Source organism: Pseudomonas sp. IT-P2 (assembly GCF_949767575.1).
Lineage (GTDB): Bacteria > Pseudomonadota > Gammaproteobacteria > Pseudomonadales > Pseudomonadaceae > Aquipseudomonas > Aquipseudomonas pharyngis.
In genome coordinates this window covers 443,347-466,015 of the sequence record NZ_CATKQA010000022.1, presented here as the reverse complement: position 1 = coordinate 466,015, position 22,669 = coordinate 443,347, and the positions used below count along the sequence as shown (strand labels likewise).

The window sequence follows — 22,669 nt, the reverse complement described above, 5'->3', positions numbered from 1 at the left end:
TTGTGCCGGTTAGTCGGCTCTATATACCAATGGTTTGTACTTTGGACAGAGCGACGGTGCCCTTGCCGGACAGGTTGAGCATCAGCTCGCCGCCAGTCTGGCTGATCGTCACGCTGGTGACCGTGGCTGGCAGATAGGTCGCCAGGTCGGTCGCGGTGCCGTTGATCGAGGCGTTGGCCTTGACGGTGTAGGTACCGGTTTTCACCAGGTTGCCGTCCTTGTCCTTGCCGTCCCAGGTGAAGCTCGCATCGCCTGCGGCGCGACTGCCCAGATCAATGGTGCGAACGGTGGCGCCGCTGCTGTCGGTGATAGTGACGGTACCGCCGGCAATCGACGACGGAACAGTGACCGAACCGGTCATGCCTTTGCTCGGATCGTCCAGCTGAACCGTATTGGTCTGCACAATCACATTGCGACCCACCAGCGACGAAGCCTGCAGGGCTTGCGACGAGTTGTAGTTGCCGGCCAGCGAACTGACGGTGCTGTTGAGGGTGGTGATCCCCTCGAGGCTGCTGAACTGCGCCAGCTGGGCAACGAATGCGCTGTTGTCCTGCGGGTCGAGCGGGTTCTGGTTCTTCAGCTGGGTCACCAGCAGTTGCAGGAACGCGTCCTTGCCCAGGGCCTGGCCGCCGGTCGAGCTGTTGGTGGCCGAAGCGATGCCGCCGGTGGTGGTGCTACTGGTCTTCTTCGAAGAGTTGGCCAGTATGTCGTTCATCGTCAGGCTGCTGGTGGTATCGGTAACACTCATGGCAGTCGCCCCTTATCACTGACCGAGGGTCAGTACCTTCTGCATCATGGTCTTGGCGGTGTTCATCATTTCGGCGTTGGTCTGGAATGACCGGCTCGCGGAAATCATGTCGGCCATTTCTTCCACCACGTTGACGTTCGGGTAGTAGACGTAGCCTTTGGCGTCGGCCGCCGGATGGTTCGGCTCGTAGCGCGCTTCGAGGTTGCTCTGGTCTTCGACCACGCCCATGACCTGCACGCCCTGGCCCGCAGCATCCTGGTTCTGGAACAGCGAATTGCTGCCGCCGCTCTGGCCGCCCTGGAACATGGTGGCGAACACCGGGTGACGGGCGCGATAAGTCTGGTCGATGCTCGACGAGACGGTCTCGGCGTTGGCGATGTTCGAAGCCACGGTATTGAGGCGGGTGGTCTGGGCACTCATGCCGCTGCCGGCAATGTTGAAAACGCTGGACAGGGACATGGATTACTCTCCGCGCAGGGCTGAGACCAGCCCTTTGAATTTGCTGTTGAGCAGGGTGAAGCTGGCCTGGAAGCCGACGGCGTTTTCCGCGTAGTTCGACTGTTCCAGTTGGGCGTCCACGGTGTTCTGGTCGATCGACGGCTGCATCGGCGTGCGATACATCAGCGACTCGTCGCCATTGCCCAGGCCTTCAGCTTCGATGTGACGGCTGTTGGTCATGTTCAGGGCGATGGTGCCGTTGGCGTTCTTCTGGCTCTGTGCTTCAAGCACTTTGGAGAACTCCAGATCCCGCGCCTTGTAGTTCGGGGTGTCGGCGTTGGCGATGTTGTTGGCCAGCACTTCGGCACGCTGGGCGCGGAAGCCCAGAGCCTTTTCGTGAATGCCGAGCGCTTTATCGAAGCTGATGCTCATGTCGGGAACCTTCAGGTGACCGGATTTTTCGTAACTGGGTTATAGCAAGCGGCGTGCCAGTTTGAGAAAGCCCCGGATTACGGGGCTTTGCACGCAATCGGCAAAGCGGCAATGCCAGAAAAGCGGCAACCGGTTTCCGCCGGATGCCGCTTTTCTGCCGCCTGCCACCGGCAAAACCTTCAGGCATAAAAAAACGGGAGCCCCTGAGGACTCCCGTTTCTTGTGTCGCCGGTGTTTCACTTCGCCTGGTAGATGATCCCCGGGCTGCACTGAACCATCTGGTAATGATCCGGCAGACCGTTCAGCGCCTCGGAAGCGCCAAGGAACAGATAACCGCCCGGCTTCAGCGTGCTGTGGATGCGCAACAGGATGTCCTTCTTCACCTCGGCGGAGAAATAGATCAGCACGTTGCGGCAGAACACGATGTCGAACTTGCCCAGGCTTGCGTAGCTGTCGAGCAGGTTGAACGAGCGGAATTCCACCCGGTTCTTGATCGGCGCCTTGATCACCCAGCGCCCCGGCCCTTTCGGGTCGAAGTAGCGCTGCAGACGATCAGCGGACAGACCGCGACCGATCGCCAGGCTGTCGTACTCGCCGGTCTTGCAGTTGGTCAGCATGCTGCCGGACAGATCAGTGGCGACGATCTGCACGCCCATCTTCAACTGGCCGATGTTGGTCCGCTCGAACTCGTCGATCGACATCGACAGCGAATAGGGTTCCTGACCCGACGAGCAGGCCGCCGACCAGATCCGCAGACGCTGGTTGGGAGCGGCCTTGATCGCCTCGGGCAGTACCTTGTTCTTCAAGACTTCAAACGGATAGGTGTCGCGAAACCACAGGGTTTCGTTGGTCGTCATGGCATCGACCACCTGCTCGCGCAAACCGCTGCGTGGCTGGGTCTGGATGCGCTGAACCAGCTCACCCAGGGACTTGATGCCTTGCTGCTCCATCAGTTTGTTGAGACGGCTCGAGACCAGATACTGCTTGTTTTCACCGAGCAAAATGCCACAGGCTTTTTCCAGGAAGACCCGGAACTGTTCGAAATCCAAATTACCCGTAGACAAATGATGCCGCCTCTTAAATCGTGTTGAACGCCAGGGGCAGAAGGCCCTTAGCTGATGTCTGCTGCTTTGATCCGGTCGACTACCCGGGATGCCAGGTCATCAGGACGGAATTTGGCCAGGAAGTCATCGGCACCGACTTTCTTGACCATCGCCTGATTGAACACACCCGACAACGAAGTATGCAGGATGATATGAAGCTTTTGCATGCGAGGGTCGCTCCGGATCTCGGCCGTCAGGGTGTACCCGTCCATCTCCGGCATTTCGATGTCGGAGATCATCATCAGGAACTCTTCTTCCGGCTTCTTGCCCTCGTCGACCAGCTTGCGCAGGTAATCCAGCGCCTGCCTGCCGTCGTTCAACGCCACCACTTCGACACCGACCGTCTGCAGGCAACGCGTCACCTGCTTGCGCGCCACCGACGAGTCATCGACCGTCAGCACCCGCAGCGACAACGCCTTGCTCTGGGTCTCGACATCCACCACGCCGACCGAAATCGCTTCCGGTGTCGGCGCAACTTCCGCCAGCACCTTCTCGACGTCGATGATTTCGACTAACTGATTGTCGACCCGAGTCACAGCGGTCAGGTAGTGATCGCGTCCGGTGCCCTTGGGCGGCGGATGAATCTCTTCCCAGTTCATGTTCACGATACGTTCCACCGAGCGCACCAGGAAACCCTGGGTCTTGGTGTTGTATTCCGTGATGATCACGAACGGACTGTTCTTGTCTTTCAAAGCACCGGAGCCGGTCGCCATCGCCAGATCAAGGATCGGAATGGTCGCCCCCCGGATATTCGCCACCCCGCACACGACAGGACTGGACTTGGGCATCAGCGTCAGTTGCGGGCACTGCAGCACTTCCCGAACCTTGAACACGTTGATCCCGTAGAGCTGCTGGCCGTCGAGACGGAACAACAACAGCTCCAGGCGATTCTGCCCCACCAGTTGCGTGCGCTGGTTCACCGAATCCATTACACCAGCCATGCCCAGACTCCTACACCAACGCCAAGTGTTGTTGCGACGCACATTCATTGCTAAACGGCACGGCGCTTGCTTTTTAACTCGTATGAACGCTCAAACGACATTTTTCCGACGCCTGACATCTCCCCTCCGCAGAGGGCTTTGCGCGATGTCCGCCGTTTGCCTGTCTTTCGCTGGCAGCCCTGCCGTTGCTGATGCGGTTACCATGCCTGACATGCTTATCGGCGTCACTCAGGGCTTTCTTGAATTCACCGTAGAAGACTATCTCGCCACCAGTCAAACGGAAGGCCGATATGAAATCGAGGTCAACCAGCTCGATCCACGCATGCGCATGCCTATGTGCGACAAGGAATTGACAGCGACACTGGAGAGTCCGGCACGCCCTCTGGGCCGTGTCACGGTCAAGGTCCGCTGCGAAGGCGCGTCCCCCTGGACGGTGTTCGTGCCCGCTCAAGTCCGCCTGTTTCGCGAGATTGTCACCACCACGCGGCCACTCAAGCGCGCCGGCATCATCGAGCCGCAGGACGTGACCTTGCGCGAGCGCGACGTCAGCACGATCAATCAGGGTTTCCTGACGTCGGTGGATGAAGCCATCGGCCAGAAATTGACCCGACCAACGGTAGCCGATCAAGTCATTACCCTGGTGCATCTGGAACAGGCGGAAGTGGTTCGCAAGGGCGATCAAGTGGTGATCACCGCCCGCAGCGGTACCCTCGCCGTCCGGATGCCGGGCGAAGCGCTGGCCAACGGCGGCCTGAAAGAACAGATTCGAGTGAAGAACCTCAACTCCCAACGGGTCATCAAGGCGCAGGTTGTAGCGCCCGGCCAGGTGGAAGTGGCCATGTAAGCGGCGATGTGAGCGGCGGCATGAACGGATATTTGAAAAGCCCCTGAGCATTTGGCAGAAAACTGGCGCTGGCCAGAGCTGTTCCCTAAACTGTGCCGCAGCAGGATCTGCAACGGCGCATGCAAGCTCATTGCTAAATGGGCCTAAAGTTTTCCAGGGGATGGCCGAGAACATGGCAAGCGTCCAAATTCCCAGAGGTTTTTAACATGGTCATCGATTTCAGCCGTTTGAACAGCTCCTCGTCACTTACGGGCAGTACACGTACCAGCAACGCCAAGGAAACCGCCGAAACCGGCACCTCCGCGCCGCTGAATACCCCGGCCGAACAGGCCAGTACCGCAAAAAGCGGGGAATCGGTACACCTCAGCAATGAGGCTCAACAGTTGCAGAAGGTCACTGACAAGCTGCGTGATCAGCCTGCCGTCGACAAGGCCCGCGTGGCCGAGTTGAAAGCAGCGATTGCCGATGGCAGCTACAAGGTCGACAGCAACCGTGTAGCCAGCAAACTGCTCAATTTCGAAGCCCAGCGCTAGGCCTCGGTCAGCGCCAGGCTTTTGGACGCTTAAAACCCAAGGCCAGCCATGCACGACACTAATTTATTGCAACTGATCATCGACGACTTTGCTCCAGCTCAACAATTGCTGGAGTTACTGCAAACCGAGTCCCTCGCCTTGCACGGTCGCGACATGCCTCTGCTGGAAGAAATTCTGGCGAACAAGCAGGCATTGATCATTCTGCTCGAACAGCATGGCCGCAAGCGCAGCGAAATCCTCGCCAGTCTCAATCTGTCGCTCGACCGCGCCGGCCTGGAACAACTGGCCAGCCAGTCGAGCATCGGCGACCAGTTGCTCAGCCAGAGCGATGTCCTGACCGATCTGATCGCCCAGTGCCAGGCAGCCAATGCCAGGAATGGCCAGTCGATCATCATGCAACAGGCCGCCACGGCCAATCAGCTGAAAATCCTCACCGGCGGCGAGCCACCCGCGCTCTACGATGCCAGTGGCACCTTCTCCAAACTGCAGAAACCGCGCGCGCTCAGCCAGGCGTGATGCTTTCTTCTATGCTTGCGCCCTATCAACGTGCGAAACATGCTGGCAAAATACTGGCCAGCCGTAGTCAAATTTTGTCTGGAGATTGATTTAACGTGTCCAACGTCCTCAGCGCGGATGATGCTCCGCAGCCCCCAAAGGTGCTCACTACACCTCTGGAAATCTCCAGCAACCTGCGCCAGCTGCAAGAAAGCCATGATCCTCTGATCATCACCTTCCACGAGCGCAGCCAGCGCTTCCAGAGCTACCTGATCAAGGTTGACCGGGAAACCGCCACGATTGCCCTGGACGAAATGATCCCGCGCGATGGCGAACGCTTCCTGCTCGCCGGTGAGCCGTTCAAGGTCGAAGGTTTTCATGACGGCGTGCGCATTGCCTGGGAATGCAACGGCACGCTGAACATCGAAGAATCCAGTGGCGATCGTTTCTACACTGGCGACCTGCCCACCGAAGTGGTCTATCACCAGCGCCGCAATGCGTTCCGCGCCGCTTTGAAGCTGACCGACCTGGTCAGCGTCGAACTGGGTGGCGAAAAGCTCAAGTCGCCTATCGGCGGCAAACTGCTGGATATCTCCGCCACCGGCTGCAAACTGCGCTTCGAAGGCGACATCACCGACCGCCTGCAACTGGGCCAGGTTTATGATCGCCTGATCGCCGCGCCGCTGTTCGGCAACCAGCCGACTTCGGTCGAGCTGCGTTACCTGCACTTCGAAGAAAAACTCAACATCACCTTCGCCGGCCTGCGCTTTCACAACATCAGCGGCCCGGCGGCGCGCAACGTCGAGCGCTTCGTTTATCAACTGCAACGCGAAGCGCGTCGGTTCGATAAAGACGACCTCTGATCGACAGGCATGAAAAAACGGGCAATCACTGCGGTGACTGCCCGTTTTTTTATGCCTGAATCACGGTCTGGCGGGGCTGATGTCCGGCCCCTCACCTTCGATTGTCGAGTCGGTTGGCGCGACAGGTTCTGGCTCGGGTTCAGGTTCAGGCTCCGGAGCGACCGTATTCTGCATCTGCTCCTGCACCACCTGCTCGTCAACCCGCGGGTCCAGCGCTGCCACCAACGGCGAACTGGACATGCTGTCCGGCATCGCCACGTGATGCAGCGGTGCATCGTCGACCTGGTGCAGATTGGTCACGGCTTTCGGCCGGATCCGCCACACCAGCACCAGCGCGAAAAAGGTGAAGAACGCGTACAGGCTCTGCGGCCCGAACAGCTTCATCAGCACCCCGGCCGCCAGCGGCCCGATACTGGCGCCCACGCCGTAGGTCACCAGCAGCATCGCCGTCAGCGACACCCGACGCTCGCCTTCGACGTGGTCGTTGGAGAACGCCACCGCCAACGGGTACAGGCAGAACTGCACCAGCGAACAGAGGAAGCCGACCACGAACAGCACCTCCAGCGGCACCTGCGGCAGGATCGCCAGTGGCAACGAAGCAACCGCGAGGAACAGCGCGAAACAGCGGATCAACAGCGCCCGGTCATAGCGGTCGGACAACCAGCCCAGCGGCCACTGCACCACCAGCCCGGCAAAAATGCAGCTACCCATGAACAGACCGACCTGTTCGGTGGACAGCCCCTGCTGCGAGGCATACAGCGGCGCCAGACCGTAGAACGAACCGATGATCAGCCCGGCCCCGAGCACCGTGCTCAGCGACTGCGGCACGCGCTTGATAAAGAAGCGCGGCTCCATCGGCGCCGGATGCAACGGCGCCGGGTGAATCCGCCGGGTCAGCGCCACCGGCACCAGACACAGGGCAAAACACAACGCGACCAGCATCAGCAGTTCCAGGCCAAGGCCCGGGTGCATGACCAGAATCAGTTGACCGAGTACCAGCCCCAGGTACGACGCGATCATGTAGCCGCTGAACACCAGACCGCGCTGATTGGCGTCGGCCTGCTCGTTCAGCCAGCTCTCGATGACCATGTACTGGCACATCATGCCGAGGCCGACGATGGTCCGCAGCACCAGCCACGCCGGCAACCAGTCCACCAGGCCATGACCGAGCACCGCCGCACCGACGATCCCGGCACACGCCGAGTAGGCGCGGATATGCCCGACCCGGGCAATCAGTCGGTGACCGATCTTGCCGCCCAGCACCAGACCGAAATAGTTGGCCGCCATCAACGCACCGACCCACAACCCGTCGACATGGTCGGCAGCCAGACGCAAAGCCAGATAAGTAGAAAGAAGGCCCGAGCCGATCAACATCATCAGCGAGGCGAAATACAGCGCTCGAAAGGATTTCCAGATTTGGCGCATCGGCGTTCCGAGCGGCTCCTTGCAGTAAGTATCGGGCTATCAAACGATAGCCCGACGGCGACATTTCGTCAGGCCTGGGCTGCTAGAACACGGCGTTCCCAGGGAGTGATTTCATCAAAGAAACTGGTCAACTCCATGGTCTTCGAAGCGATGTAGCCTTCGATGAACTCCGTGCCGAACAGTTCCTTTGCAAGCTGGCTGCGTTTCAGACGTTCGAGCGCCGCGTGCAAGGTACACGGCAGCGAAAGATTGTCCGGCACTTCGAACTCGCCCTGAATCGCTTCGCTTGGTTCGAGTTCATGCTCGATGCCGTACAAGCCGGCGGCCAGGCTTGCGGCAATCGCCAGATACGGGTTGGCATCGGCCCCCGGCAAGCGGTTCTCGACCCGACGGGCAACCGGCGAACTGGCCGGGATGCGCAGGCCGGCGGCACGGTTGTCGTGGGACCAGCAGGCGTTGTTCGGCGATGCAAACGGATGGCACAGGCGCTGGTAGGAATTGACGTTCGGCGCAAACAGCGCGGTGAAATCAGCCATGCCCGCCTGCTGCCCGCCGATGAAGTGGCGGAACATTGCAGTCGGCTGACCGTCCGCATCGCTGAACACATTTTTGCCGCTGCCGATCTCGACGATGCTCTGATGAATGTGCATCGAACTGCCCGGCGTGTGCGCCAGTGGCTTGGCCATGCACACCACGGTCAGGCCGTGCTTGAGCGCGACTTCCTTGAGCAGATGCTTGAACAGGAAGGTCTGGTCGGCCAGCAGCAGCGGATCGCCGTGCAACAGGTTGATCTCGAACTGGCTGACGCCCATTTCGTGCATGAAGGTATCGCGCGGCAGACCGAGGGCGGCCATGCATTTATAGACTTCACTGAAGAACGGCCGCAGACCGTTGTTGGAACTGACGCTGAACGCCGAGTGACCGTCCTCGCGACGACCGTCGAGACCGACGGGCGGCTGGAACGGCTGGGTCGGGTCGGTGTTAGGAGCGAACACAAAGAATTCGAGTTCGGTCGCCACCACCGGCGCCAGACCGAGGGCCGCGTAGCGGGCAATGACTTTTTTGAGCTGGCCACGGGTCGACAGGTTGGAGCTTTCGCCGGTCAGTTCGTCGGCATCACAGATTGCCAAGGCCCGTGGCTCTTCGCTCCATGGCAACGGATGGATCTGCGCAGGATCGGCCACCAGCGCCAGATCGCCGTCATCGCTGCCATAGAATTTCGCGGCAGGATAACCGCCCATGATGCATTGCAGCAGCACCCCCCGGGCCAACTGCAGACGCCGCCCTTCGAGGAAGCCCTCGGCGGTCATTACCTTGCCCCGTGGCACGCCGTTCAAATCCGGCGTGACACATTCAATCTCATCAATGCCCGTCAATCGCTGCGCGAGTGAACGCTGGCCATCGGTTGTCATGACGCAATCCTTGTTATTGTGCGAGCCGCGAACGGCGACCCGGACAAAATAGGCTTCGGCTGTTCGGAATATCAAGCAGCAGCCAACAAAAAGAATTCCGGTCGATGAATCGGTGATTCAGGGCAGGTAAATACTGAACACGCCGCCGCCCAACGGGCCGCCATTACGGATCTCGGTCCGGCCGCCAACACCGTTGCGCTGATGCAGCGCGGCGATGCGTCCGGCGAAGTACAGACCGAGGCCGGTGCTGCCACTGCTGTGGTTGATGCCCTGCACGTAATCGGACTGGCGCTCGAGCATTTCGGCCGGGTAACCGTCGCCGTCATCGTTGATGCTCAGCACCAATTGCCCGGCTTCGTCGCTGACGGTGATCAGCAGCGATTCACGGGCGTAACGGATCGCATTGTTGATGCAGTTGCCCAGAACCGAGGCGATCAGTTCGCGATCAAAGAAACCCAGCGGACTGAGCGGATCGACTTCGTAAGTGGCAATGATTCCACGACTGGCGAACACTTCCTGATGCGCCGCCAGTTGCGCCTCGATGAAGTCGTCCAGCTCGTGATAAGCCGGCTGCAACGGCATCTGATTGACCCCGAGCTTGTACAGCCCGAGCAACTGCACCAGCATGCCGTTGAGGTGGGCGAACTCGAAGTCGATCACGCCCTGCTCCGGCCCCTGGCGCTGCGCTTCAGGCAAGCGTGCCAGCCATTGGCTGTGGGCCTGCATCAGCATCGCCAGAGAGTTCTTCATGTCGTGCACGGTGGAGGCGATCACCGTGGAAAAATCCAGTGCCTGCTCGTCTTGGTTCATTCGCCAAACGCCTTGCTTTTCAGCTTCTGATAACGCGGATAACGCGCGTCGGTATCGGGCATCATGCCCACCAGTTTCAGGCAGGCCCGACATTCTTCCAGCTCCGCCGACGGCACATTGGTGTCGGTGCCGTGCAGCAGCGACTGGGCCATGTTCAGCGCAATACTGATGTTCTTCGGTTGCATCTTCAGCGCCTTGCGGAACACCTCGCGGGCCTCCACCAGGTTCCCGGTCTTGTACACGCGCACGCCCTGCCGGTTGAGGTCGGCGGCAGCGTTGCTGGAGCTGAGAATAGTCGGGTCGTCGGTGAGCTTGGCGATGTCTTTCATCACCGTCGGGTCATCGCCGTAGATTTCCGCACAGCTCTTGAGCATCGACGTACCCGCCTCGGCCTGGCCGAGCATCTGCAACTGCTTGGCCACCAGCAACGCGGCCTCGGGGCTCATGAATTGCTCCATGCCGTCGAGGCGCATCAGCGCTTGTTCGGTGAGTTTCTCGGCGGTCTCGGCGTCATTGAGCAACAGGCTCGTGGCCTTCATCAGACGCGCGCGAATCTGCAGGCCCGGATCGGTCGGGTTTTCTTTCGCCACCGCACTCAGCGTGGTGTTGATCTCCAGACGCGTGCGGGTGTCGAGCCCGCGTTCGCTGCCCTTGCTGATCAGCGCGTGAGCCAAGCCGAGATTGCTTTCCGGATCCTTGAAGCGCGATTGCGCGCCCTGATTCACCGCTTGGCGATAAGCCCGGGAGGCGGTGTCGAAATCTTCGTTGGCCATCGCCAGCTTGCCCAGCAATGCCTGACGGCGCACTGCCAGCGGCGACAGGCGAATCGCTTCCTCCAGCACTTGCTGCGCGCCTTTGGTATCGCCTTCGGCGACCAGCACGTCAGCCATGCCGTCATACAGCGCCGGCATCATCGGGAAGACCTTCAGGGCTTTTTCGTAAACGCCCTTGGCCTGACTGACCTGCCCACGCTTGAACAGCAACTTGCCCAACCCGGCAAACGCCCACGGCAACGGCCGGTCAGCGATGATGCTGTCGTAAAGGCGCTCGAGCGCTTCGTTCTGGTTCATGTCGCGCAACGCATCGGCGCGATAACGCAGGCACAGCGGCGAATAGCGGATGTCCTGTTTGCACAGGGCGATGCAGGCGTTGAGCACTTCCATCGGTTTGCCACGGTCGAGGGCTTGCAGAATCGGCTTGAGCAGGGTCTTGCGCTGCTCCAGACGCTCCAGGCGCTGAGCCAGGCCGGAACGGTTGAACGGCTTGGTCAGGTACGCGTCCGGCTCGTGCTCCAGGGCACTGAGCACCATCGCCTGACTGGTCTCGGCCGTGACCATCACGAACACCGCTTCGTGGCTGATCAGCTTCTCCATCATCAGGTCTTCCAGCACCTGCTGGCCGTTCTTCTTGCCGTCACCGAGGTGGAAGTCCTGAAGGATGAAATCGTAGGACTTCTGCGCGCACATTTTCAGCGCCTGCTCACCCGTGTCGGCGGTGTCCACATCCTTGACACCCAACTCGCGCAACATCGAACGCACGGAACTGCGGAAATCCGAGAAATCATCGACGATCAGAAAACTCTTTTGGTGATACGACAGCATCGAGGATTTCCAGGCAATTGAAGAAGATGGACCATTTCCAGGCGCGCAGATGATAGCTGCCGGCCAAATGCTATCAAGCGATTTCGCGCGACTCTGTAGTCACCGAACGGGTTATCGGCCGGATCAGCGATTCTCTTGAAGCGGGGGTTCAAGATTCGTTGCGCAAGGATTACCCTGCGCGGCGGTTCTCACCTTCCAATGGCAAAGGATTCATCGTGTACATCAAGGGACGCTACATCGTATCGGCCTGTGCGCTGCTGTTTTTTCAGCAGGCACTGGCGAGCGGAATGGACTGCACAAAGGCGGCGAGTGTTGTGGAGAAAGCGATTTGCGCGGACAAGCCGTTGTATGAGCTGGATGCGCAGATGGGGGCGGCTTATCGGAAGTTGATGAAAGCTGCCCCGGAGCAGGCCGAAGTGAAAAAGGCTCAGCGCCAGTGGCTGAGGGAGCGTGATGGATGTGGCGAGGAGGTCAGTTGCCTGAGCCAGCGTTATCAGGATCGTTTGCAGGTCTTGCACGCGCAGTGGATCGACGCGGTGGCCTACAAGCCGGACGAGATCGATAAACAGGTCATGGAGGATCTGCAGCAGAGGGTTCGGGAGATGAGCAAGGAGAGTCCGGAGTTTGCGCTGGAGCGGGCGCTGAATTCTCTGACCCTTGGCTCCATCGGCAGCTCGTTTTCAGCCGAGCTGGATGAGGATGAGCAACCGCTCTTCCCCACGACCATCCCCAAAGATGTCACGCAAGACGAGTGGAAAGCACTGCAAGCATCCGACATCAAGGGAGCCGCAGAGTCCGGCCAAACCTCTTACACCCTGATGGATCTGGATGGGGACGGTCAGCGCGATCTCATCGTGGAAACCTACTCCGGCGGCACCGGGATGTTTCATTACACGGAAACCTGGCGTCGGAGTGACGGCAGATTTATCAGGAGAACTGCTGAGTTCGTCCCTCAGAACAGTAACGACAGCGTCCTTTTCTATACCAATGACCGCGGTGCCAATCAGGCCGTGTACCTGATCGGTGCTCGCGGAAAAATCTATTTCGCCTACCAGAACGGCAGCTACGGCGAAGATCAGGTCTATCTGCTCAATCCTCTGAAGGTCAACAGGCAAGTGCCGACAGTCAGCGTGCGCTATGACTACCAACTGAAGGTTCCACACACTCAGTACATCGAGGACAGCGATAAAGCCTACGAACTGGAACCGTCCCTGCAGAAGGTGCTCACCAAAGCTGTGACCGGTCTGGACGCAAATGCGGGGATGACGGGACAGCAGAAAAAACCGCTCTGTCCCATCCCCAAAACCGCCAAGGACAGTGAGGAGTACTACGGCTACGGTGCGAGCTACTACGCGATCGAACCTGTCGCCGACTTCCCCGTGATCATTGGTGATGATTGTTATGTCGCACGACTGATCAACTGGTTCGGTACCTACGACGAAAAAAACGGTCTTCCTGCGGTACTGTTGATGCGCAAGCCGGAGTCCGAAGATCCGCAGCGCAGTTATTCAGTGAACGGGCGCCGACATATCACCCAGGTCAGCACGTCAGTCGGCAAAACCGAAGGCGGAGCTGATAATTTCTAAAGCTTCGCGCCTTTCGAAATACAAAAAAGCCCCACCAGATTTCTCTGCGTGGGGCTTTTCACTTCAGGGCGCTTCTCAGACCTCCGCCACCAACACATCGGCAATCCGGATACTCAATGCCGCACCTGTCAGCGTCGGGTTCACGCAGGAGGACGATGGCATGACGCTCGTGCCTGCGATGAACAGGTTGGAATGGTCGTGACTGCGGCAATCGCGGTCTACCACCGAGTCTTTCGGATCATCGCCCATGATGGTGGTGCCCATGATGTGCTGACGGTTCTGGAAGCCCGTGTCGGTGCTGAGGATGTCGGCGTCGAGCAGTTTCGCAAACTGTTTGAAGTCCTCCAGAGCCTTCTCTTTACCGGCGTGCCAGTAGTCGGGAACGCTGTAGTAGATCTCGGGAACCGGCAGACCGATGGCGTCGAACTTGGTCTTGCTCGGGGTGACCCGGTTTTCCGGCAGTGGCAGGGTTTCGAAATCGACGGCCCAGTTCAGGGAGCGCGCCGATTGCAGGCGGATCTGCTCATCGAGCTTCGAGCCCAGCACGCCTTTGGCGATCAGGTTCGAGGTGATCTGCGACGTCGGCACGGTGTTGCGCACCTTGATCTTGTAGCTCGGGTAATCGTTGCGGAACGCGCCATCGCGGCTGTTCAGATAGACCAGCAATTGCGTCGGCCCTTCGCCCGGCCACATGTCTTCCTTGGTCATGACGTTCATGCTGATGCCGGTGTGGTCCATCAGGTTGCGCCCGACCTGATCCGAGGAGTTGGCAATCCCGTTCGGGTACTTTTCCGAGGTCGACATCAACAGCAGCTTCGGCGACTCGATACCGTACGCCGCCAGTACAAAGGCACGGGCGGTCAGTTTGTGTTTGGTCTTGTCGGGGCGCATGTACCAGATCGCGGTGATCTTGCCGTCGTCGCCCGCCTCGATCTTGTAGACGACAGAGTTGTCCAGCACCTTGGCGCCATGGCGCTCGGCTTCATCGATATGCATCGAACCGTCGTACTTGGCCGCGATCGGGCACACCGGGTTGCAGTTGTTGTTGCCGGCACAGGGAGGCCGCTTGCCATAGGGGCGGGTCGCCCGGCCATTCGGCTCGAGGATCGGGTTATACCCACCCTTGCTGAGCAATTCGGAAAGGCGCTTGAACATGTAGCTCGGTTTAAGGCCCTCCATCGGATAGGGAATCGAGCGCGGCGGATAGGCGTCCCCGCCCTGCCCGCTTTCGTCCTGGCCGTCGACACCGGAAACGCCCAGTTCGATTTCAGCCCGAGCGTAATACGGTTCCAGTTCGTCATAACTGATAGGCCAGTCACGACCACGGCCATACAGCGACTTGAGACGAAAATCGTTGGGCAGCATGCGCCACAGCGAGGAACCGAAGTGCCAGGTGGTGCCGCCCACCACACGCAAGTAAGAAGTGTTGTATTTCACTGGCCCTACCTGCTGCAAATAGTCGCCGTAGGTCGACGGCGCGTGAGGCAGGCTCGGATAGGGCGACCCCGCGCCCTGCAGCTTGGCATTGGCCAGCGAGAGTTTCACCGGGGCATTGCGGAATGTTTCCACCACATCACGGCGATTCACCCGGGGACCGGCCTCGAGCACGATCACCGACTTGTTCGCTTTGGCCAGGCCCGTGGCGATCAGACCGCCCATGACACCGGAACCGATGATCACCACATCGGCGTCGAATTGATCGCTGCTCATACTGTCGAGTCCTGAATGACTGCTGGTTTGGGACCCCATGAATCCGGGCCGCCACCGTAGGTTGGAATGATGAGAATGCCGTGAGTGGGCTGATACATCATGGCGAGGGAATAGCTGATCAACTCGGCATCCGCCGGCTCACCGACGATGCCCAGATACCAGGCGGAAATGATGCTGGTGGCCGTGGCCCGCAGCGACGGATCCGGATTCGGCTGCGCCAGGTATTCATCGACATGCTTGTAACCCTGTGCGCCGATCAATTGCTTCAAGGCAATCACGTTGGTCGAGAAATTCGGCGCGCGCTTGTCCAGCGCAGCGTAATAACGACCGGCCAGAACCGGATTGACCGCACGGCTGACCAGAAACTGCGACAGCGCAATGAAATCGTCACTCGAAACCTGCGCTGCCAGCAACGATTGCCAAGGCAGCGCACTGCCGATCATCGCGGCCAGCCCCAATGTCACGGAACCGCGCAACAGATTGCGGCGAGTGAGCCCGGCCGAGCTTTCGGTTTGAGTTTTTTCGTGTTTGTGCGTCATTGAAGTGTCCATTGCTCAGGCCTCCTTGCGCCGACGTGCAATCAAGGCCCATGCGCCCAGGCCGATCAACAAGCACACGAGAATGATGACCGGGGTCGTAAACTTCGCCATTACTGCCAGTGGCGCCTGGGGCCCACCGTTGCGTAGCTGTGCCACATCGGCGGCGGTGACAACCGTGTCGGCATTGCCGTAGCGCGACAGCACGTAGTTGCTGACGTCGGCAATCTGCTGGTCGTTCAGGCGATCGGTGAACAACGCGTCCGGGCCGAAGCCCGGCATGTCGATGGCCACACCGTCGACTTCACGATGCACGCCATACACGATGGTCGCGATCAGGTTGTCGCTGCGACTGGTGGCGGTGTTGTGAAACAGCGATGGGTATTCCCGCGTGCCTTGACCGTTCGGCTGATGGCAGTTGGCGCAAGTGCCACTGAATATGTGCCAACCCGGGTTATCCCCCGGTTTGCCTCCGCGCAGCGTCAATTCATCGACCGAGGCCTGACCGTACTCGTGGCGGGCTTTGGTTTCCCCGTTGTTGATCGGCGCCGTCTGCAGCAGATAGGCCGCGATGGCCTTGAGATCCACATCGCTCAGATGCTGCAGACTGTTCTCCACCGCTTCGGCCATTGGGCCTGCCGCCTGGGCCTTGCCCTCGACGTGACCGGTACGCAGATAGGCCACGATCTCGTCGCTCGACCAGGCACCGATGCCGCTGACTTTGTCGGAAGTGATATTGGGGGCATACCAACTGCCCAGTGATCCGCCGGCCAACGGTTTTGCGCTGTCGGCAGCCATCAGGACATTGCGCGGTGTATGGCAGGTATCGCAGTGAGCCAGGCCGTTGACCAGATAGTCGCCACGGTTGACCTCGGCAGACTTGGCCGGATCCGGCGTGAAGCGTGTTTTGCTGTGGAACAGCGCGTTCCAGCCAATCATCGATGCGCGGATATTGAACGGGAAATCCAGAGCGGTTTTCTGGTTCAGCGTATCGACCGGCGCCACTTCATGCATGAAGTAGTCGTAGAGCGCAGCAATGTCGCTGTCGGTCATCTTCGAATAAGAGGTATAGGGCATCGCCGGGTACAGCCGAGTGCCATCGGCCGCCACCCCGTCACGGACCGCACGGGCGAATTGCTCAGACGTGTAATTGCCGATACCCGCCGTTTTCGAAGGCGTGATGTTGGTCGAGTAGATCGTGCCCATCGGTGAGCTGAGCGGATAGCCACCCGCAAAAGCCTTGCCGCCTGGCGCCGTATGGCAAGCCACACAGTCAGCCGCTACCGCCAGACGCTTGCCCGCCGAGGCCGTGCTGTCGAGCGTCTCGCCGTACGCGGTGCCAGCTATGGCGATCAGCAGCGTAACCAATCCGGCAGAGGCGTACCCCCTGCGTTTCCCTTTATCAATGCGACGCGACATGAGTCCTACCCTAGGCTGCTTCGTTCTTTTTTTTCACGGTTCTGGAAATCACGAACACAGCGTCCTCGTCATCTTGAGCGACAAGGACGAAGAGGTACGATGTCGTACGTATTTATTGGAATATTCCACATAATGTAACACTTGGCAACAAATAGAAAAGGCCAAGTGCCATCTTTTGTATGTATGTGCTGAATGCTCTAGAACGCTGGTTACAAGGGGGTTTAATGCGGAATATATTTAGATAAGAAACAACTGGTAACCCTACAGTTGTGGACTCCGCAGCCGAAAGATGTACGACGACAAGCCATTTTCGTACGAGCTGCGCTCGATATTGCTCCGCCCCCACATGTCAGCAGGATGCCCCTTATGAGTTGGTTGAATGACGCAAGACTTTCCACGAAATTGATCACGGCCTTCGCGGCGTGCGCCTTCATCACCCTGGGGGTGGGCCTGCTGGGAAGCCGGGGAGTGACCGAACTCTCGACAAGCCTCAGATCGGTGTTCGGTAACAACCTCGTCGCCGTCGCCAACATTGCGCAGACCAAAATCAAGGCTGTCGGACAGACCCGTGACATGTATCGGCTTTACGTCGCCACTGCCGCCAACCTGCCCCAGAGCACCAAAGACGAATTTCTCGCCTCGATGAGCGCCAACCAGTTGGCGAGCGAAAAAGCCTTTGCCGAATACCGGAAAACCGAGCTTGCCGACGACGAACGTGCGGCGGGCGACCGGATGGAGAAAGCCTGGCCCGTTTACCAGGCGATCGTGCAAAGGTATCTGACCCTGATGAAGGCCGGCGACCTGGAAAATGGTCGCGAACTGCTGCTCGGCGACCTGCAGAAAAACTATCGCGTCGTCATGGATGAATTGACCATCATGACCAACTCCAACGACATGCAGGTCAGCGAAGCCGCAAAACGATCGGTTCTGACGGAGTCCTCCGCCAAGACCTCGCTGTACATCGGCATCGTGCTGGCCTTTGTTGCCGCGATTTTGCTCGGCCTGTTCATCAGCCGACTGATCAGCCGCCCCATCTCCAAAGCCGTTGAAAGCGCCCGAAGCATCGCTGGGGGCGACTTGACTCAAAACATCGTCAGCACCGGCCGCGACGAGGCCGGCCAGTTGCTCACGGCCCTGGCCGAGATGCAGGGCAGTCTGAAAAGCACCATTCAGCAGATTGCCAGCGCGGCGGATCAACTGGCTTCCGCTGCCGAAGAACTCACCGCCGTCACTGACAATGGAAGCCGCGGACTGATTCGTCAGAACGACGAGATCCAGCAGGCAGCGACGGCTGTCACGGAAATGACCTCCGCCGTGGAGGAAGTTGCGCGCAATGCGGTATCCACCTCCGAGGCCTCCCAGACCACCAGCCGGGAAGCCAGTAACGGACGCGATCAAGCGCGAAACGCCGTTGCCGCGATCAACCATGCAACCACGGAAATCGCCACCTCCACCACCATGGTCAAGGATCTGGCAGAGAAAGTACGGGACATCGGCAAGGTTCTGGATGTCATCCGGGGGATTGCCGAGCAAACCAATCTGCTGGCGCTTAACGCCGCCATCGAGGCGGCACGCGCGGGTGAGCAAGGTCGAGGTTTTGCCGTGGTCGCCGACGAGGTACGAGCCCTGGCGGCAAGAACCCAGGCTTCGACGGGGGAAATCGAAGGCATGATCAACGACGTTCGCAACAGTGCAGACGAAGCCGTCGGCGCCATGGGGAAAAGCCAGGCGCTGGTCAGCGAAACCCAGTCACTGGCGCAAGCGACCGGCCAGGCATTGGAGCTGATTGCCGACGGCATCTCGCAGATCAATGATCGCAACCTCGTCATCGCCACAGCCTCGGAAGAACAGGCACACGTAGCTCGGGAAGTGGACCGAAATCTGGTCAACATCCAGGATCTCTCCACCCAGACGGCGGCAGGCGCGCATCAGACCAGCGCCTCGACCCAGGAACTGTCCAACCTGGCGGCGTCGTTCAACACCCTGGTCAGTCGCTTCCGCTTGTAAACTCGCGACAAAAAAAGCCCCGCCAGATCACTCTGCGCGGGGCTTTTTCAATAGATGGTGTCCCAGGGCAGGTTCGAACTGCCAACCTTCCCCTTAGGAGGGGGATGCTCTATCCAATTGAGCTACTGGGACACAAATCTGTCGGTGCGACAGACGGCGTGCATGTTAACGGCCGGGCCCTGTTTTGTCATGTCGTCCGCAGGGCTTTTTAAGTGTAGGCAGGCGCCTTGCAAGGGTGCCGGACGTTTTACCGTGCAATTTGCATCGCCGCAAAAAGCCACCATTGCAAAATGCAATGCGGCACATCCGAAAAACCCTGCTAAATGCTTGTTTTTAAAGGACTTAACAGCGGTTAGACTATTGGCACGACGGCTGCTTTACCGGTTCTTATACAAGAACAATCGGAGACTCGTCTCATGAACAGCGCCCTCGTGTTCGCAAATGCAATCGCATTGGCCGTCCTGGTCGGCTTTCACTTCGCCCCCACGGATAACGAAAAAGTGGCCGGACGCATGCCGCACTACCTGCAAGTGCAGAAGGCGCCGCAATGGGCGGTGTTGAGCGATAAGAGCTTTGCCCCGCAAGCAGTCAGCGAGTCTGAACAGGCGTTGCCGACGCATTCGACTGAACGTCTGGTTTTTTGAAATATCTTCAGGAGTACAGCATGTCCAAGTCAGCTGCAGGATTTCTGATCCTCGCCTTATTGAGTGGCCTCGGGCATTTTTCGCTGTTCGAGGAAACCGAAATATCCCTGGCCCTGATCGGTTGCGGCGTCTTTTCGGCGCTGTTCGTATTGGCACTGGTGGCCGGGCGCAAGATCAAGTTTGACCCGGTATTGCGCTGAACCTGACCAGCTCCAGCAGATGATTGACTGCATCGGCCAGAGCGCCCGAGTTGTCGATCAGGTGCACAGGACTATCAGTTGAACGCCTGTCCTTGAACAGCGTATTGCGCGCCAGCCTCGCATCGATCTGGTCAAGCGTCTCCCGGCCACGCCGGAGCAGGCGCTCACGCAGAACATCCTCCCGAACTGTCAGCAACACCGGCACCAAAGTCGGGTAACTTTCCAGCGCTTGTCGAAGGTTTGCCCGAGAGCCGTTTACCAGGACGTGTTTGCCGGTTTTCAGCCATTGATCCATTTCCACCGGAATGCCGTAGGCGAGACCGTTAGCCTGCCACGCCAGTGAAAACTCGCCGGCACGCTGACGTCGCTCGAACTCCTGCGGCGCCACACCGATTGCATCCTCACCCACGGATTCGGCCGAACGGGTGATCACTCGCCTGATGATTTCGCAGTTCAACGCCCTTAAAGGCTCACGCGCTGCCTCGATCAGACTGTCCTTGCCGGAGCCGGAAGGTCCCATGAGGTAAATCAGCCTGCCATCCATCCTGAAAACGCCCTCCGGCGGACATTTGCCCCTAGTAAATCGGCCATTTGCCACTATCCTGTACAAGGTAAGGAACAACGATTCAACCTGCATAGCATGCACGTTCTGACGTCTTCGGGCATCAGACGACGTGTTTCAGGACGCGGTCAGCAATACGGGCAGATGCTTTCTTTTCAAACCAGTCCGCATTTCTGATAATTGGTGCTGGCATTACGCCTTTACCCGGATCAATATTTGTCACAGAATTGACGCCAATGATCTGGCAATTTTGAGGCATGATGCGCGCCTCTTAACAATTCAGGTTGAACCATTTGGCGCGGATGCTTGTCCTAGAACACATCCTGCGGCCAATCCCGAGAACCGCTCCCCTGAACTAACCGGTTAAATATATGCGCCCATTGAAACAGGCAATTTATTCCAGCCGTACGGCTGACAAGTTCGTCGTACGTCTGCCAGACGGAATGCGTGAACGCATTGCCGAGGTGGCTCGCAATCATCATCGCAGCATGAACTCCGAGATCATTGCGCGCCTTGAGCAGAGTCTTATTCAGGAAGGTGCACTGGGCGAAGAGCTGAGCATGCGCCTGGACAGCCCGGAGCTGTCGCTGCACGAACGCGAGTTGCTGCAACGCTTCCGCCAACTCTCCCATCGCCAGCAGAACGCACTGGTTTCTCTGATCGCCCACGACGCCGAAATGGCCGCAGACGCATCCTGAGCCACACCGAACACCTCAAGCCAGCATGAATGCTGGCTTTTTTTTGCCCGCAATTCGGCTTTTCATGGACGAAAAAAAGCCCGCCAATCGGCGGGCTGTTTCAATACTGTCGGTCAGAGCAGGAAGATCGTCGCCAACCCCAGGAAGATGAAGAAGCCACCACTGTCGGTCATGGCCGTGATCATCACGCTGGCGCCCATCGCCGGATCGCGCCCCATCTTGGCCAGGGTCATCGGGATCAACACCCCCATCAACGCTGCCAGCAGCAGGTTCAATGTCATGGCGGCCGTCATGACCACACCCAGCGACCAACTGCCATAGAGCAAGTAAGCGACCACACCGATCACCCCGCCCCAGACCAAACCGTTGATCAACGCAACGGCCAGCTCTTTGCGCATCAGGCGCGAGGTATTGCCAGTGCTGACCTGATCGAGGGCCATAGCGCGAACGATCATGGTAATCGTCTGGTTGCCGGAGTTCCCGCCAATGCCCGCCACGATCGGCATCAGCGCCGCCAGGGCTACCAGCTTCTCGATCGAACCTTCGAACAGGCCGATCACCCGCGAGGCGACGAACGCCGTGATCAGGTTGATCGCCAGCCACGCCCAACGGTTGCGCAGGGACTTCCAGACGGAGGCGAAGATATCTTCCTCTTCACGCAGACCCGCCATGTTGAGGACTTCGCTTTCGCTCTCTTCACGAATCAGGTCGACCATTTCGTCGATGGTCAGACGGCCGATCAGCTTGCCGTTCTTGTCGACCACCGGGGCCGAGATCAAGTCGTAACGTTCGAACGCCTGAGCGGCGTCGTAGGCGTCTTCGTCCGGGTGGAAACTCACCGGGTCACTCGCCATGACTTCGGAAACCTGTTTCTCCGGATCATTGACCAGCAAACGCTTGATCGGCAGCACGCCCTTGAGCACACCGTCGTAATCGACCACGAACAGTTTGTCGGTATGGCCCGGCAGCTCTTTCAGACGACGCAGGTAACGCAGAACCACTTCAAGACTGACATCCTCACGGATGGTCACCATCTCGAAGTCCATCAGCGCACCGACCTGCTCCTCGTCATAGGAGAGAGCCGAACGCACACGTTCGCGTTGCTGCTGGTCCAGAGTCTCCATCAGCTCATGGACGACGTCTCGCGGCAGCTCGGAGGCCAGGTCAGCAAGTTCGTCGGCATCCATGTCCTTGGCGGCAGCCAGGAGCTCGTGATCGTCCATGTCGGCGATCAGCGTTTCACGGACGGAATCGGATACTTCGAGAAGAATGTCGCCGTCGCGATCGGCCTTGACCAGTTGCCAGAGCGTCAGACGATCGTCCAGCGGCAGGGCTTCAAGAATGTAGGCGACGTCGGCGGAGTGCAGATCATCGAGCTTGCGTTGCAGCTCGACGAGGTTTTGCCGGTGGACCAGGTTCTCGACCCGATCATGATGCGGGCCTTCCTGGCGATGAGTCAGGTCTTCGACGACCCGCTGGCGCTGCAGCAGCTCGACGACCTGAGCCAGGCGATCCTGCAGGCTTTCCTGTGTTTTCTTTACTTCGATTTCGGACATAGGCGAACTCCACTCCCAGCAGCGGGGCACGCCGGAAGGATCAATCAGTCAATTCATGATTGGTAAAACGGGTTACTGAATAACTACTGGGTAAGTCCATGGAGGT

Annotated in this window: 23 protein-coding genes, 1 tRNA gene and 1 pseudogene; 10 read left to right on the top strand and 15 right to left on the bottom strand. The window is 59.0% G+C overall.

The genetic code is table 11. The features are described from left to right. Positions 1-19 precede the first annotated feature (19 nt). The 5 genes from flgD to ACM6JM_RS14755 form a co-directional block, all read right to left on the bottom strand. On the bottom strand, positions 20-748 hold the full coding sequence (flgD, locus tag ACM6JM_RS14775) for a flagellar hook assembly protein FlgD (protein WP_039772111.1): 729 nt from the start codon (positions 746-748) through the stop codon (positions 20-22). 15 nt (positions 749-763) lie between these two features. Further along, entirely contained in the window at positions 764-1,207 is a 444-nt protein-coding gene (gene flgC, locus ACM6JM_RS14770; protein ID WP_007960329.1) for a flagellar basal body rod protein FlgC, read from the bottom strand. A 3-nt stretch (positions 1,208-1,210) separates the two neighbouring features. Continuing rightward, positions 1,211-1,618 (bottom strand): flagellar basal body rod protein FlgB, encoded by a 408-nt coding sequence (gene flgB, locus ACM6JM_RS14765; protein ID WP_007960328.1) that lies wholly within the window; start codon positions 1,616-1,618, stop codon positions 1,211-1,213. 236 nt (positions 1,619-1,854) lie between these two features. Continuing rightward, entirely contained in the window at positions 1,855-2,682 is an 828-nt protein-coding gene (gene cheR, locus ACM6JM_RS14760) for a protein-glutamate O-methyltransferase CheR (protein WP_007960327.1), read from the bottom strand. Positions 2,683-2,729: 47 nt separating this feature from the next. Next, complete coding sequence (locus ACM6JM_RS14755; protein ID WP_011335509.1) at positions 2,730-3,662, bottom strand: chemotaxis protein CheV; 933 nt, start codon at positions 3,660-3,662, stop codon at positions 2,730-2,732. A gap of 82 nt (positions 3,663-3,744) precedes the next feature. Between ACM6JM_RS14755 and flgA the strand changes: the two genes are divergently transcribed. The 4 genes from flgA (at position 3,745) to ACM6JM_RS14735 (ending at position 6,397) form a co-directional block, all read left to right on the top strand. Beyond that, on the top strand, positions 3,745-4,506 hold the full coding sequence (flgA, locus tag ACM6JM_RS14750) for a flagellar basal body P-ring formation chaperone FlgA (RefSeq protein WP_064598681.1): 762 nt from the start codon (positions 3,745-3,747) through the stop codon (positions 4,504-4,506). A 206-nt stretch (positions 4,507-4,712) separates the two neighbouring features. After that, the gene (gene flgM, locus ACM6JM_RS14745) at positions 4,713-5,039 is read left to right on the top strand and encodes a flagellar biosynthesis anti-sigma factor FlgM (RefSeq protein ID WP_007960324.1); all 327 of its coding nucleotides are present in this window, start codon (positions 4,713-4,715) and stop codon (positions 5,037-5,039) included. Positions 5,040-5,087: 48 nt separating this feature from the next. Then, positions 5,088-5,555, top strand: a complete 468-nt coding sequence (locus ACM6JM_RS14740) for a flagella synthesis protein FlgN (RefSeq protein ID WP_039772108.1) — start codon at positions 5,088-5,090, stop codon at positions 5,553-5,555. Positions 5,556-5,650: 95 nt separating this feature from the next. After that, on the top strand, positions 5,651-6,397 hold the full coding sequence (locus ACM6JM_RS14735; protein WP_039772106.1) for a flagellar brake protein: 747 nt from the start codon (positions 5,651-5,653) through the stop codon (positions 6,395-6,397). A gap of 60 nt (positions 6,398-6,457) precedes the next feature. On the opposite strand, the gene ACM6JM_RS14730 is transcribed toward ACM6JM_RS14735, so the two are convergent. The 4 genes from ACM6JM_RS14730 to ACM6JM_RS14715 all read right to left on the bottom strand — a co-directional run bounded on the left by ACM6JM_RS14730 (position 6,458) and on the right by ACM6JM_RS14715 (position 11,645). Beyond that, positions 6,458-7,822 carry an MFS transporter gene (locus tag ACM6JM_RS14730; RefSeq protein ID WP_085610720.1) on the bottom strand — a complete coding sequence of 455 codons (1,365 nt, stop codon included), beginning with the start codon at positions 7,820-7,822 and terminating at the stop codon, positions 6,458-6,460. 68 nt (positions 7,823-7,890) lie between these two features. After that, positions 7,891-9,132: a glutamine synthetase family protein gene (locus ACM6JM_RS14725; protein WP_178076447.1), complete on the bottom strand. Its 1,242-nt coding sequence runs from the start codon at positions 9,130-9,132 to the stop codon at positions 7,891-7,893. A 219-nt stretch (positions 9,133-9,351) separates the two neighbouring features. Then, positions 9,352-10,044 carry a sensor histidine kinase gene (locus ACM6JM_RS14720; RefSeq protein ID WP_102717802.1) on the bottom strand — a complete coding sequence of 231 codons (693 nt, stop codon included), beginning with the start codon at positions 10,042-10,044 and terminating at the stop codon, positions 9,352-9,354. Beyond that, positions 10,041-11,645, bottom strand: coding sequence for a tetratricopeptide repeat-containing response regulator (locus ACM6JM_RS14715; protein ID WP_064598688.1), 1,605 nt, complete (start codon positions 11,643-11,645; stop codon positions 10,041-10,043). Before ACM6JM_RS14715 ends, ACM6JM_RS14720 begins: the two co-directional genes overlap by 4 nt. A gap of 215 nt (positions 11,646-11,860) precedes the next feature. Here ACM6JM_RS14715 and ACM6JM_RS14710 point away from each other — a divergent pair, with 215 nt between their 5' ends. Beyond that, positions 11,861-13,231, top strand: coding sequence for a lysozyme inhibitor LprI family protein (locus tag ACM6JM_RS14710; RefSeq protein ID WP_103386068.1), 1,371 nt, complete (start codon positions 11,861-11,863; stop codon positions 13,229-13,231). 75 nt (positions 13,232-13,306) lie between these two features. Here ACM6JM_RS14710 and ACM6JM_RS14705 read toward each other — a convergent pair whose 3' ends face one another. The 3 genes from ACM6JM_RS14705 to ACM6JM_RS14695 are packed head-to-tail and all read right to left on the bottom strand — an operon-like array spanning position 13,307 to position 16,896. Beyond that, positions 13,307-14,941, bottom strand: coding sequence for a GMC family oxidoreductase (locus tag ACM6JM_RS14705; protein ID WP_102688149.1), 1,635 nt, complete (start codon positions 14,939-14,941; stop codon positions 13,307-13,309). Further along, the gene (locus ACM6JM_RS14700; protein ID WP_414882119.1) at positions 14,938-15,492 is read right to left on the bottom strand and encodes a sugar dehydrogenase complex small subunit; all 555 of its coding nucleotides are present in this window, start codon (positions 15,490-15,492) and stop codon (positions 14,938-14,940) included. Before ACM6JM_RS14700 ends, ACM6JM_RS14705 begins: the two co-directional genes overlap by 4 nt. Before the next feature lie 3 nt (positions 15,493-15,495). After that, positions 15,496-16,896, bottom strand: a complete 1,401-nt coding sequence (locus ACM6JM_RS14695; RefSeq protein ID WP_414882118.1) for a cytochrome c — start codon at positions 16,894-16,896, stop codon at positions 15,496-15,498. A 357-nt stretch (positions 16,897-17,253) separates the two neighbouring features. On the opposite strand from ACM6JM_RS14695, the pseudogene ACM6JM_RS14690 reads away from it, so the two are divergent. Then, positions 17,254-18,045, top strand: a pseudogene (locus ACM6JM_RS14690) (MCP four helix bundle domain-containing protein); the annotation flags it as partial. Beyond that, positions 18,040-18,903: a methyl-accepting chemotaxis protein gene (locus ACM6JM_RS14685; RefSeq protein ID WP_404943279.1), complete on the top strand. Its 864-nt coding sequence runs from the start codon at positions 18,040-18,042 to the stop codon at positions 18,901-18,903. The pseudogene ACM6JM_RS14690 and the gene ACM6JM_RS14685, both read left to right, overlap by 6 nt. Positions 18,904-18,958: 55 nt before the next feature. Here the strand turns inward: ACM6JM_RS14685 and ACM6JM_RS14680 are convergent. Then, positions 18,959-19,035 (bottom strand) — tRNA-Arg (locus ACM6JM_RS14680). Between the two features lie 284 nt (positions 19,036-19,319). Between ACM6JM_RS14680 and ACM6JM_RS14675 the strand changes: the two genes are divergently transcribed. Next, positions 19,320-19,547: a hypothetical protein gene (locus ACM6JM_RS14675; RefSeq protein WP_039772088.1), complete on the top strand. Its 228-nt coding sequence runs from the start codon at positions 19,320-19,322 to the stop codon at positions 19,545-19,547. A 20-nt stretch (positions 19,548-19,567) separates the two neighbouring features. Then, positions 19,568-19,747: a PA3371 family protein gene (locus ACM6JM_RS14670; protein WP_039772086.1), complete on the top strand. Its 180-nt coding sequence runs from the start codon at positions 19,568-19,570 to the stop codon at positions 19,745-19,747. On the opposite strand, the gene phnN is transcribed toward ACM6JM_RS14670, so the two are convergent. Beyond that, entirely contained in the window at positions 19,722-20,291 is a 570-nt protein-coding gene (gene phnN, locus ACM6JM_RS14665) for a phosphonate metabolism protein/1,5-bisphosphokinase (PRPP-forming) PhnN (RefSeq protein WP_039772084.1), read from the bottom strand. The genes ACM6JM_RS14670 and phnN overlap by 26 nt on opposite strands. A gap of 389 nt (positions 20,292-20,680) precedes the next feature. Between phnN and ACM6JM_RS14660 the strand changes: the two genes are divergently transcribed. Then, entirely contained in the window at positions 20,681-21,007 is a 327-nt protein-coding gene (locus ACM6JM_RS14660) for an Arc family DNA-binding protein (RefSeq protein ID WP_003178899.1), read from the top strand. 113 nt (positions 21,008-21,120) lie between these two features. Here the strand turns inward: ACM6JM_RS14660 and mgtE are convergent, their stop codons facing one another. Further along, positions 21,121-22,563: a magnesium transporter gene (gene mgtE, locus ACM6JM_RS14655; protein WP_007960287.1), complete on the bottom strand. Its 1,443-nt coding sequence runs from the start codon at positions 22,561-22,563 to the stop codon at positions 21,121-21,123. Positions 22,564-22,669: the final 106 nt, after the last annotated feature.